The following is a 13,571-nucleotide window of genomic DNA, read 5'->3' on the forward strand; positions in this document are numbered from 1 at the left end:
TCATTCTCCTTGCTTGGTGGAAGGGAAGCGGACGGACGGGAAGCAGAGCTCGTGCAGGCGGTATTCGCCGCTAACGGGATCGAAGCCGTCGAGGTTGGCGATGGCCGAAATCCGGCGTGCCAGGCCCCGCCCGGAAATGACGACAATGAGATCGATGGCCTCGGCAATGAGATGGCGCGGCACCGTGACGACCGCCTCCTGCACCAGCCCCTCGAGGCGGTGCAGCGCGGCCGAAGCGCCGTTGGCATGGATCGTGGCGATCCCGCCGGGATGGCCGGTATTCCAGGCCTTGAGCATGTCGAGCGCTTCTGGCCCACGCACTTCCCCGACGATGATACGGTCAGGCCGCAAGCGCAGGGTCGAACGGACGAGGTCGGCGATGGTGGCGACGCCCTGCCGGGTGCGCAGGGCGACCGTATCAGGCGCCGGGCTTTGCAGCTCGCGTGTGTCCTCGATCAGCACCAAACGTTCGTCGAGCGCGGCCATCTCGGCAAGCAGAGCATTGGCGAGCGTGGTCTTGCCGGAGCTGGTGCCGCCGACGACGAGAATGCTGCGGTGATCGAGGACGGCGGCGCGCAGCATTTCTGCGGCTTCCACCGGCATGATGCCATCCGCGACGTAGTCGGCGAGCGTATGGATGCGCGCGGCCGGCTTGCGGATGGAAAAGCATGGTGCCAGCGAGACCGGCGGCAGCACACCTTCGAAGCGTTCGCCCGCGCCTTCACCGTGCGGCGGAAGTTCCGCCGATACGATCGGCCTGTCGGCGTGGACGTCGGCGCGGGCATGGCTGGCGACAAGGCGGATGATCCGCTCGACCTGTTCGGGCGCGATCCGCACGTCTGTGTCCACCCTGCCCTCGCCGAGCACATCGACGCGCAGCGCGCCGTCGGGATTGACCATGATTTCGATGACCTTCGGATCGCTGAGGGCCGCCTCGATCGCCGGCCCCATGGCCGTGCGCAGCATCGCACGGCGGCGAACGGCAGTCTCGGCGCCGTTCACAGCTTGTCTCCGGGGGCCAGCGTCCGCGCGGCCGTTGCGACCTGCCGCGCCACCTGGGAAAGAAACGCTTCAAAGCGGAGGTTGCCCGCCGAGCGCCCGACCTCATCGTTCTCCGCAAGCGGCGGGCTCACCATCAGAACATAGCGGATGAAAAGCGCGAGGGTCTCGAGCTCGATGTTGCTCTCCCTCACCAAGCGGTCGAGCTTGTGCGTCATTGCATCAAGCCGGCGACCGAACAGGCCGTCGAGTTCGGAGTAGGCGCCCCGATCGAGCCACGCGGTAAAAGCCGTTGCCAGGAGGTCGGACTTGCTAACGCCTTGGCCCGCGGCGAGGTTCGCAAGGCGCTCACTTACTGGCTTTGTCAGGAATACCTGATGGCGGATCTTTCGCGTCATGATCAAAGCCCCAGTTGGAGTTGGTCGGCGCGTTCGCCGGCATTAAGGGCATAGGTCGCGCGCACTAGGCGCTGCTGGGCGAGGCGATCCATCGTGCGCTTTTCAGCCGCGAGATCGTCGACATCATCGGGAAGTCCCAAGGCGTCTGCCGGAGCTGGGTCTTCAACGGGGATGGATGGTCCTTCCGTCTCAGGCTGGCGTGCCTGATCGAGGCCGTCCTCGTCGTCGTCTCCTGACGCGACCATCGCCGCCAGACGGTCGTCTGTGGCCCGGATCTGATCAGACCAGTCGTTGGCTGACGACGCCGGGATGTCCCGATATCCGTCCTTGCCAGGCTGCGGCGGCGGAAGAACACATCCGGAAAAGGTCGGATCGCTGTAGTAGCGCAGCTTCAACGCGCGGATGGGACGCGTGCCGGACACCAGCACCAGTTCTTCGCTGGGTTCGAGCTGCATCACCTCGCCGGGCGTGAGCAAAGCGCGGGCGGTCTCCTGCCGGCTCACCATGACGTGAGCAAGCCAGGGAGCGAGCCGGTGACCGGCATAATTGCGCATTGCCCGCTGTTCGGTGGCGGTCCCGAGAGCATCAGAAATCCGCTTGGCAGTGCGCTCATCGTTGGTCGCGAACGCCACGCGAACATGACAGTTATCGAGTATCGAATTGAATTCGCCGTAAGCCTTTTCGATCTGGTTCAGGCTCTGGGCGATCAGGAAAGCGCGAACGCCGTAGCCAGCTAAAAAAGCAAGGCTTGTCTCGAAGAAGTCGAGCCGTCCGAGCGCCGGAAATTCGTCGAGCATCATCAGGATTTGATGGCGCGAATGCTTGCCCCCTTTCCCTACCGCATCCGGACGAATCGGGAGTTCCTCTGTCAGCCGGCGGCCGATCTGATTGAGGATCAGGCGGATGAGCGGCTTGGTCCGGCTGATGTCCGAGGGGGGCACCACCAGGTAAAGCGACAGCGGATGCTTGCCGGACACGAGATCGGCAATGCGCCAGTCGGATACCGAGGTTACGCTGGAGACGGTCGGGTCGCGGTAGAGCCCAAGGAATGACATCGCAGTCGAGAGCACACCTGATCGCTCATTCACCGACTTGTTGAGCACTTCGCGAGCTGCCGACGCCACAACGGGGTGGACCTGCGGCGCTTCCGGCGTGCCGAGATGGTTCGTCGACATCATGGCGTGGAGCGTGTTCGCAAAGCTGCGCGCCGGATCGGACAGGAAGGTCGCTACGCGCGCGAGGGTCTTCTCTTTTTCGGCGTAGAGAACATGAAGGATTGCGCCGACCAGCAGCGAATGGCTGGTTTTTTCCCAGTGACTGCGGCGTTCCAGGGCCCCTTCGGGGTCGACGAGGATATCCGCGATGTTCTGGACATCGCGCACTTCGTGAATGCCGCGGCGTACTTCGAGGAGCGGGTTGTACCGGGTCGAGCGCGGATCGGTGGGATTGAACAGGAGGCAGTGGGAAAAACGGGAACGCCAACCGGCTGTCAGCTGCCAGTTCTCACCTTTGATATCGTGAATGATGGCAGAGCCGGTCCAGGCGAAAAGCGTCGGCACGACCAGGCCCACACCCTTGCCCGAGCGCGTCGGCGCGAAAGCCATGACGTGTTCAGGCCCATCATGCCGCAGGTACTGCCCATTGACGCTTCCGAGGAATACGCCACGCGATGCCAGAAGCCCTGCCTTGCGGATATCCCGTGCGTTCGCCCAGCGGGCCGAACCATACGTCGTGACATGCTGGCGTTGACGCGCTCGCCATACCGAGCCGACAATGGCAACGCCGCAGCCGAGAAGACCGCTGGTTGCCGCAATAGCCCCTGCTTCCTCAAAGACGATCGGTGCGTAGGCGTCGAAGTGATACCACCAGACAAAGATCGACCACGGGCGGTAGACCGGAATGCTGCCGATCCAGAACCAGGCCGCACCCAGTTCTGACTGATACGCCAGATGTGCCGCCGCCCACTGCGTCGAAATCCAGACGCCCGCGACCACAATCGCGAGCACGAGCAAGATCTGGTCGATTAGCAGACGGGTCGGGGTCATCGAACTCTCCGGCGCGCCGAGGGAAAAGCCCTCGAAGCCCTGAGAGAGTCGCGAATTTAACAGGCCCGCGACAGGTACCGATAGTGCCCCTTAGCGTACACATAGGGTACACATACTGCCCCCTACTGCCGCAATGCACATTTCTGGCCGGCGAGAAGCCAGCACCCTGTCATCCGAGTCGATCTCGATCCTAGGAACAACAGCAGGTCGGCTACGCGCCCCGAGCCGGTCATTCATCGATTGCGATGATATGCCCAGGAGCGGTCGTTAGCGCACGGATTTTCGGAGGTCGTAGAACGGTCACATCCATCCGGATCACCAATTCCACCTCACGCCAACCTTCACCTCCACAGCGTGGCTGTCTGCGCCGAACGATTGTTCGTAATTGGCTGCACCGAAGGCGGTGAGGCCGTGCTCATCGAGCAGAAGACTGGTTCCCACGCCGACTTGCCACCATGTGCGGCTGAGATTCGCGTGGAATGGAACCGGTCCCTCTTCGGAGGAGAAGTCCGTCTCGGGCTTGCCCAGGAATTCGTGCCAGATGTTGCCGCGCAGCCACCCTTGATAGCGTCCGCGATTGGCCAGCCGCAGACCGATGCGGCCCACAAGAGAATCCACGTTCTCGAAATCGATCCGCGCGGCCGGATCGGTGAAGGCATCGATGTGGATGGTTTGATAAATGGCCTGCGCCTGTGGTTCGAGCCGCCAATCGTCGTTAAGGTGCAGCGGATATCCGCCTTCGGCTGACAACGCGAGGCCAAACCCGTCCGTTTTGATGCTGGCAAGTCGATTGGACTTGATCTTGGCTTTGTACCACGTCCCCTGGATCACACCATCCAAGTACGCGCCATCGCGCCAGAAATGCGTCCAATACCCGCCCAGCGACAAAGCGTCGGTCTCAATGCGGCCCGCTGGAAATTCGTAAAGGTCCAGCACCCGGTGTTCGACATCCGTATCCATGTGGCCATAGGAGCCCATGATCCCGGCATGGTCGCGGCTGCCGGTGCTTCCATCGTCGAGCTTCTTCTCCCGGCGGTAGATGTCGGCGCCGATCTGGAAGGCAAGGAGATCGGATTTGTACGCGGGGCCGGAGCCATAAATGCCTACCGGATCGCCCTTCGTGTTGCCATGGCGATAGATGAAGCGGCCCCACATGCCATTTATAGTATCGCGTGAATCGAGATTGGCGTTGCCCCGCAATTGCTCTTCTTCGCCGACACGTTCGTGCAGTGTGTCGAGCAACTGACGGCCATAGATCAACATGGTCGCAGGAATCGCCGCGTCAAGAGAGACCTCCGGTCGATAGTCCGGCGTGGGCGTGGGAGTTGGCGTTGGGGTGGGTGGAGGAGTGGGAACTGGCGTGGGCGTGGGCGTAGGCGTGGGACAAGGTTCGCTTTCATCAACGCACGGAAGGGGCGGAGTAGGTGTTGGCGTGGGCGTTGGGACCGGCGTAGGGGTCGGGGGCGGCGTTGGCGTCGGCGTTGGCGTTGGCGTTGGCGTTGGCGTTGGCGTTGGTTCCAAGGTATTCCGCAGGAACCAGCTTTCAGGCTCGGAACCGCCGATTCCGCCTCGATGCAATGTGTATTCGTACGGCCCCGCAATAACGAAGCTGGCCAGCCTAAAGGCCCCTGCCGCAGTCGTCGCGCCTCGGGCCGCTTCCACGACCATTATCCCGTCGCCCATTGTAACGGCGCCCTGGCCGGTCGTGTTCGTGATACGAAGGCGGGTGGAACCTGATGCAGTTCCGCTGTCTACGATCAGAAGGTCACTCGGTGAGCCGTCCGATCCCAGAAATGTGTGCATCCCGATCAGGCCGCTGTTCCCAGCATAGTTTACTGCTGTCACCGATTTGTAACTGGACGCCTGTCCCGGATCTGCGGTCGGCGGCGTGAACAGTATTTCGCTCGAATCGTTTTCGAGGTTCGTCACGTTGGAATTGGCCGTGACCGTCCAGACCGAATTGTCCAGCAGCGCGGCGTTCGATGTGCTGCCGGTCCCCGTCCGGAAAGCGCCTGTCAGGGTAGATCCTTCGTCGAGCGTGACGTTGGCCGTCGCAAATGTCTGCTGAACGCAATTTCGATCTGCATACGTATCGAAAATGCAGCCCGTCGCTATCAGACTGTCGCCGACAAGATCGCTGCTGCCTGTCGCGACAATATTGACCAGAGTCTCGACAGGAGCGGGGAGGCCACTCTGCTGGTAGCTGTTCTGACCGAATGCGACGAAGACTTCAGGCCCCTGAACTTGCGCATTATTGGTGAGTTCGATGTCTGTGTGCCCCGCCGCGCCAAGAGCCACCGACTGCTCGCTGGTAAGGCTGCCGCCTGACATGGTGAAAAGATTGGCGGCGGAACCATAGCCGTTGCGCGAATAGAGGCCATAGGTCTCCACTCCCGTCGCGTGCACGACGGTATCGGTGATCTGCACGACACTCCGGTCCGTCAGCACCGGAGACGGGCTGTCCGAAGCCAGCAGAATAGCCGTTCCCTCGCCGGTAGAGTCGACCGTTGATCCTGTGGCAGTGATTGTGCCGTAAGTCGCATGCAGGCCGCTGCTGCCGAGCCCGGTCGTCGTCACTCCCGAATTGACGAGCGTGACCACACCTTGACGCAGCGCGTAGGCGCCCGCGCCGAAGGTGGAGGAGACCGAGATGCTGCTGTCCGAACTGGATAGAGTGGCCCCGTCCCATGCGGCAACGCCATGTGCCGGCGTGCTGGCATTGGACTGGAAGCCCGTGCCAAGCACCAGGAAGCCCGCGGTGGTAAGCGTGTAGTAATTCGGGCTTTGCGCGACGATATCGATAGTGCTGCCACCGGTCAGCGCGATATTCGCGCCCGCGCCCCGTGCCAAAGCACCGGAGGCCGCAGATGCGCCTTGCACCGTCAGTCCTGCATAGGCGGCCTGGCCCCCGTTGATCGCGACGACGCCCGAACTTCCAGCGCTGCCCGTTGCGTTGAGGTTGATGGTGAGGTTGTCGATAGGCGTGGCAAGGATCGAATTGTCGACGGTCATGCCTGCCCCGCCCACTCCGCCGACAATGTTCAGCGTGGATCCTGATGCCAGCGAGATCTGCCCGCTGTCATGGGCATAAGCTGCCGTGCGCCCTGCAGACAGGCCGGTGGGCCCTGCGATCATGTTGACGGTGATCGGCCCTGTTGCATCGATGCGACCGCCGGTATTGGCGCCGAGACCGACCACGTTCCCACCCGCCGCCGTGACGGTGGACGCCCCCGCGCCGAAATGGATCTGACCGGTTTCTTCCGCGATGGCGCCATGACTGCCGCTTGCAACATCGGTCCAGGCCACGTTTATCGTGCCGCTGCTGGTAACCAGCCCCACAGCGTTTGCACTCAGGGTGGTGACGGTGGAGCGATCCGTCGCGCTGCCCGTCAGGTTGACCGTGCCGCCGCCCTCCGCTTGAACGCCATAGGAGCGCGATCCACTGGTAGCGACATCCACACCGGATGCCGTGACCGTGCCGCCGCTCTCCGCCGAAAGGCCAGTGGCGAAAGCGCCGGTGCCGCTGGTATTGGTGGTCGTCACCGACCCGCCAGTGAGCAGCACCACGCCGCCGTTCAGCGCATGCGCCCCAATTGAGCGGACGCCGTTGGTGGTGACCGTTTCGCTCGCCGCCGTGATGGTGGATCCCGTCCCATCTGCGCGTAGCCCATCGCTATCACTACCGAGCGTGCGGACGATCCCTGCCGCGCCGGTCGGCGTGTTGTTGGTTGGATCGACATTGAGCCAGATCGCACCGCCGTCCTGTGCGAAGACACCGTGGGCAAAGCTCGCATTGGAGGAGAGGTACTGGCTTGGATCCGTCGCCAGCGCGCCGCTTGCGGTAACGGGCTTGCCATAGGTCGTGGGATCGGCGGCATTGGTGCCGAGCCTGACGCCTGTGTAGATGGAATCGCCGGACGAAGTGATGATCGTCCCTCCATTCTGCGCATTCAGCCCATAGCTGCCGCTGGCGGAGGTAATGATCGTGGTGGGATCGATAGCGATCTGCGCGCCGGCATCCGCCCAGGCGCCATGTGATCCGGCGCCGAAGGTGGAGATGCCAAGGTTCGTGGCGTCAATGCGCGAGCCCACCCCCGTTGCCCGTAACGCCGCCGCACCTGGTCCTGTCGTCAGGATAGCACTGCTGAGAACGGTAGCTGTCCCGCCGGATGCGACGGTGACGCCTGTGCCGGTGGTTGTGACGCTGACGGCATCGAGCGCAGCCGCTCCCTGGTTCGTTGCGCGAACGCCGAGAACGGCAGGCGTGGCATTGGGATTGGCAAGGTTGATGCCGTTGATCGCTACGGTCGATCCGGTTCCGTCGACATGGACCAGCGTGCTGTTCGCACCTGTCGTGGAAATCGTTGGGAGCGTGCTGGCAGCGTCGATCGTCACCGATGCGCCCTGGCTGACCAACAGGACATCGGAACTCGCCCCGCTGGTCAGGATCGACGCATTGCCAATCGCAGTGAGCGTGGCGCCGGCTCCGCGCACTTCCACGCCGACAGATTGGTCGCCATTCACATTCACAGCCGCATTGTCGAGCGTAAGGGTGGCGCCGTTCGACACCAGACCGCCGATAATGCCGCTATAGGTGCCCCCATTGGCGAGAGTGACATTCGCAAGAGTGGCCCCGCTGCCGATACCGTCAACATGCAGAAGCGCACTGCCGGCACCTTGCACCGTTATCGGTGGTAGCGGACTTGCCGGGCTGAATGTGACGCTGGCTCCGCCGTCGATCAGGATACCGTCCGCCGCAAGTCCTGAAGTTGTGATGCTATTGGCGCCCGCAAAGGTTGCGATCGACCCGGCGCCGTTGATGTTGAGGCCCGCAGAGCCGCTTCCGGTGGTACTCAGCGTGACGGAGTTCAGATTGAGAATGGCCCCGCCATCCACTCTGGCAGCGAACGCCTGATCGCCGCTGGTTCCCACGGCCACGGAATAAGCGGTCAGCGTAGATTCCGATGCGGCAGCCGGCGCGGGGGAAGCCAGCGTGTCTCCGCCTTCCAGACCGGAATCGACGGCCAGAGGAATGGCCGTGATCGGGACAATGCCTTGGGAATAGAGCCCATAAGCGCCGGCGCCAGACGTGGTGATGGTGCTCGACGTACCGCTCGGCGTACCTGTAACCGGATCGAAGTTCAGCCACAGTTCTGCGGTGTCCAGCACATAGGCCCCGTGCGAGCCGGCTCCCATCGTAGTGACTGGCGTTCCCAGAACGATCGTGGTCGACCCTGCGTTTTCGGCAGAGACGCCGCTGGAGTTTGCGCCTTGCGTGACAATCGATCCACGCGTCAGCCGAACAGTTCCGGCTGTCCCACTGTAAGCCCCGTAGCTGTTGATGTCGTGTGTGGTGATGACACTGTCGGTCGCATCGATGCGTGAGGCGGTTGCGGCATAGAGGCCGTAGCCGCCCGGGCCCACAATGTTGACCGGCGTGCTGTCCAGCGTCACTATCGAGTTAACGCGCGAGATTACCCCGCTGGCATTGGGGCCATGAGTCTCGACGCTGCCGCCCGTCATCGTCACGGACGAACCGGGGTCGGCCGCACGAATACCGATGGCAAGATCCCCTTCGGTCACTATGCGCGTATCGGTGGCGATGATCTTGCCGCCGGTTTGCGGTGCCATCCCATAGGCGCCGACGCTGCGACCGTCGGTCGTTCGTTGAAGCTGCGTGGTGTGGACATCGACGTTGTTAAGCGTGGTGGTGCCGCCAAAAGGCGCGATTCCCGCGCCGACGAGGCCCTTGGTCTCCACCGTGCTGTTGCTCAGGGTGATCGAACCGGTCCCCGTCGAGACCGAAACTCCATATGCGCCCACCCATGGCGAGATATGATCTCCGTTGGTGGTGATCGTCAGCCCGTCGCCGACGATAGTGCCGTTTTGTGTCCACAGCGCGGCTGCCCCCGCACCATCGGTATTCACGCTGCCATTCGCGATGTCGATCCGGCCACCCCCTGTCGCGTAGATAGCGTAGGCGGACGTTCCGGCGGTGGAGACGGCCTCGTTCGCCGCAGTGATCTGGGCGCCCGCCTTGTCTGTGGCGATACCATAGGCCGAATTGCCAAAGGTCGTGATGCTGCCGCTCGTGCCAGTGGCAGTGGCTGTGAGCGGGTTGACGTTGAGCCAGCCTGTTCCAGCCGCTGCCGCGACGTAAAAGCCGTGACCGCTTGCCGCTCCCGACGCGACGTATTGATCCGGATTGGTGACGAGTGCACCGCCGGTGTCCACCGGCTTGCCGTAAGTTGCAAGCGCGGGATCGCTCCCCAGCAGGACGCCTGTGGTGATGTTCACCCCATCGGCAATCAACGTGCCCGCCGTCCCGCTGACACTTGAGATCATCCCATAGGACGAGGTGCCTGCGGTCAGGATCGTCGCGTTGCTCAGGGATACTGTTCCGCCCAGGGCATTGGCGGCGGCCGCGCTGCCACCCAGAGTAGTCAACGCAATATTGTTGGCAGATAGGTTGGTGTTCGCTGCGGTGGCCCGAACCGCATTGGCGCTCGCGCCTCCCATCAAAACGGAGCCGCCCTGCACGGTGATGGCAGCGCTGTTGGCGGCGTAGACGCCCAGCGCTGAAGCACCGTACGCGGTGACCGTGAGGTTGGTGAAATCTCCCGTGGGGCCTGTTGCGCCCGCCGTACCGATGATTTGCACGCCGTGGGCAGAAGCCCCGCGTGTAGTGATGCCTAGGTTTGCAGCCCTTATGGCAGTCGCGGAGGTCGCGCTCTGCGCGGCGTTGATACCAAGGCTGCTCGCGCCGAAGGTGTTGATCGAACTCGTCCGGCCCGTCGCACTGCCAGTTACAGGATCGACGTTGAGCCAAAGTGTACCGCCGGTATTGGCGATCACCACACCGCTCGCTCCCGATGTGCCGGAGCCGACATAGCTGGCCGGATTGGTAACGAGATTTCCGCTGGAATCGACGGGAAGGCCGTAAGTGCCAAGCGCCGGGTCACTTCCCAGCAGAACGCCCGTGACGAAATTATCGCCGTTGGACGCCAATGTCCCAGCAGCCGAGAGCTGGACGCCCGGAGCACTGGTGCCGGTGGAAAGGCCCGAAGTGTAGACGCTGAGGCCTGCCGTGGTCAGAGATCCACCATTCAGCGCCCAAAGTCCGGTCCCGCCGCTGCCCAGCGCAGAAATTCGTCCCCCTTGCGCCATCGTGATGGCGCTTCCCGCACCATCTGCGCGCAAGCCTGCGGCACTCGCCCCGCTGGCGATCAGCGTCGATCCGGCCCCCTCCACGGCGATTGTGCTGCCGCTCTGGGCCACCGCAGCATAAGCCGATGTTCCCGCAGTGCGGATATTCAGCCCATCGAGGATCAGCGACGTACCTGCATTCTGGGTGTAGAGCCCCATCGCCGAATTGGCCGCAGTCGAAACCGTGACATTGGAAAAGATGCCGTCCGCATCGCCGGCAAACAACATCCCATGGCCCGTGCCCGTCGTGCGAATGGAAACGTCGGAGCCAGCGACTTGAGATGCTCCAGTCGCATTGATGCCATGCGCGGTGGTGCCCGCCGTGGAAATCGTCAGTCCCGCTACATTCACACCGGCCGGGCCACTCGCACTGATCCCGTAAGCCGTGTTGCCGTTGGTGACGATCGCCAGATTTGCCGCATCCACCCCGACGATCGGACCTCCAGCCGTCGCCGCCGCGACGATGCCTGAGCCGTTGGTGCCGAAAGTGGTGATAGAACTGCTGCCGGCCGGGTTGACCGCTCCGGTGACCGGATCGACGTTAAGCCAGACGCTCCCGCCCGTATTGGCGATGGAGATGCCCTGCGTGCCCACACCGCCCGATGCGACATAATTGACAGGGTCCGATATCAGCGCCCCGCCTGCGTCGACCGGCAGGCCATAAGTGGCGGGGTCTGCGGCATTCGTCCCCAGCCTGACGCCCGTCACTATCGTGTCCGACGTAGAGACGATCGTCCCGCCTGCACCAACCGACCAGCCGGGCGTAGTGCCCGAGGTCGTCCCCGAGTTGAAATAGAGTCCCCGATTGCTTGTGATCGTTCCGCCCTGCGCGGAAAGGTCGGCCGATGCGTTGCCTAGTGTGGAAATACGCCCCGTGTAACTGACGCTGCTGCCGCCGCTCGAGACGAGGCCAGCGGCGCCGCTTCCGGCCGTTATGATTGTGAGGGCATTGATGCTGCCGGTCGTGCCATTGCTCGCCACGAGCCCTGTTGCGCTGGCCCCGGATGTACGAACGGTCCCGGTATCGATGGCGATCGTGGTGCTATCCAGTTGCAGCCCTATCGCCGACGCCCCGGTAGTCCCGATCGTCAAGTTGGAAGCCGTAAGGTCCGACCCAGTGCTATTGATCCCTCGATTGAACCCGTTGATCGTGGAGATCGTCAGGTTTGTGAGGTTGAGGCTGCTGTTTACGGCGTTGATGGCATGATTGCCGGTGGTGGCCGCCGCGCCTGATCCCAGGGAAAAGATAGTTCCGCCGGTTACGGAGACCGTGCCACCCTGGGAGTTGATGCCATAGGAGTTGGTGCTGGCAACTGCCACATATTGCGTGGGATCCGTAACCAACGCGTTGGCTGAATCTACCGGCAGGCCGTACGTTGCGGGGATTCCGGCATTTGTCCCCAATCTCACACCGGTTGCAATGCGATCGCCCTGTGAAATGTAGCTTCCGCCTACGAGGTTTATACCCTCGCTATTGGCGGTATTCGTATAGAAGGACGATCCGGTCGAATGTAGCGTCGCCCCCGTTTCGATCCGCGCACCGGGCCCTCCGGTAACGACACGGCTGATGGTGGAGCCGGGTGTCTGGAAATCGACAGTACTCGAACCCGTCGCACAGATCGTCGCGGTATTCGCGACATTGGTCACCAATACCGCCGGACCGCTCACGTCGATCTCGCCGCCATTGGCCGCCAGAAAGGCGGGCTGCCCGGCACCCGCCGGGACATATGTTCCCCCCGGAATTGTCAGCGTGGTCCCATCCGCTCTCACCTGACCCGACGGTGTCGGTGTACTGGTTGCCGGGCAGGTTGCGGCGCTGAATTGGGCATACGCCGGCTGAGCCGCCAAAATGCCTGCGGATGTCGCAATTATTGAAGTGCTATGGAAAAGAATACCACCTCGAAATGTGCGAAATCTCTTCGAAGAGGAAAGGTCGAAAGCCCGCCAAAGCCCGACTGCCATGTGAGTCTCCCTTCACCGATTAAAATCAATGAAGGGTCACAGGTATGCAATGAGGGAAATCCCTGCCAAAGGGGGTCAGGGTGCAATTTGGCTAATGCGCAATGTTGTTAAACGTGTTCTCGCTTCACAGCTGTTGGTAATCTCTCCCGCCGCCCGAGCGGCAACCCCAAAGCAGCAAATTGATTGCCCTGGACAGAATGACTGCTGACCACCGCTCGCAGCCTAAAACCGACAGTCTCTTCGCGGGCAAAACCGCCCATCACGTACGGACAAGTCAGTGCGGGCATCAGCTTCCTGCTCCACTCGCAACTCACTTTGTTCGGTCAGGGTAATTACGGGAAAGCATTCACTGTAGCTAGTCACGCATGAACTACGAAGATCGGAGTCCGCGTGAATTGGCGATAGCGCTGTCGTCGGCTTAATTGGATTACTCTTTGAAGGACGATTCATTGGCATGTTTTTGGCGGCATGTGCAATGGATCACCCCCATCCTATATTTTGTGCGGCCGGAAATTTAGCAATTGCAGAAATTTAACCAGTGACAATCCGTTAATCGGATTACTTTGGTCTGAATTGCGCGTGATTAATCACAATTCGGATTTTCCGGTACTCGAACAACGAGAGAGAGTGAGTCCATGCCACTGATTGAACGCGCTGCACGGGCGCTGGCCGAATCAGAATGTGGTAAAGACGCTTGGCGCGCCATCGACCTCGAATTGAAGGAGGAATTGAAAGAAAATGTACGCGCCGTAATTAGAGCAATGCGCGTTCCTACGCTGCGCATGTGCATGGCGGGCCACGAATTATTTGAACAAGGGGGGACAGTCATGGATTCAGAAGGCATGCAGGATGCGTGGCAAGCAATGATCGACGCAGCCCTTCGTGACCCCATCATCACTGAAAATGGTGTCTGATCACGTCCTGACCAGGAAAGCCGTCCGGCAGAAAGCGGCCCCGAACC

General features: G+C 62.0%; 5 protein-coding genes. 1 reads left to right on the forward strand and 4 read right to left on the reverse strand.

The genetic code is table 11. The features are described from left to right. The 4 genes from trbB to ACZ1JC_RS22055 form a co-directional block, all read right to left on the reverse strand. Positions 1-966 carry a P-type conjugative transfer ATPase TrbB gene (gene trbB / locus ACZ1JC_RS22040; protein WP_465138517.1) on the reverse strand — a complete coding sequence of 322 codons (966 nt, stop codon included), beginning with the start codon at positions 964-966 and terminating at the stop codon, positions 1-3. A 32-nt stretch (positions 967-998) separates the two neighbouring features. Continuing rightward, positions 999-1,397, reverse strand: a complete 399-nt coding sequence (locus ACZ1JC_RS22045; protein ID WP_465138132.1) for a CopG family transcriptional regulator — start codon at positions 1,395-1,397, stop codon at positions 999-1,001. A gap of 2 nt (positions 1,398-1,399) precedes the next feature. Then, entirely contained in the window at positions 1,400-3,442 is a 2,043-nt protein-coding gene (locus ACZ1JC_RS22050; RefSeq protein ID WP_465138131.1) for a conjugal transfer protein TraG, read from the reverse strand. Positions 3,443-3,757: 315 nt separating this feature from the next. Next, positions 3,758-12,418 carry an autotransporter outer membrane beta-barrel domain-containing protein gene (locus ACZ1JC_RS22055; RefSeq protein ID WP_465148451.1) on the reverse strand — a complete coding sequence of 2,887 codons (8,661 nt, stop codon included), beginning with the start codon at positions 12,416-12,418 and terminating at the stop codon, positions 3,758-3,760. 827 nt (positions 12,419-13,245) lie between these two features. On the opposite strand from ACZ1JC_RS22055, the gene ACZ1JC_RS22060 reads away from it, so the two are divergent. Further along, the gene (locus ACZ1JC_RS22060; RefSeq protein ID WP_465138129.1) at positions 13,246-13,524 is read left to right on the forward strand and encodes a hypothetical protein; all 279 of its coding nucleotides are present in this window, start codon (positions 13,246-13,248) and stop codon (positions 13,522-13,524) included. The last annotated feature ends 47 nt before the right edge of the window (positions 13,525-13,571 follow it).

Source organism: Sphingomonas sp. BL-S-28, assembly GCF_055521515.1.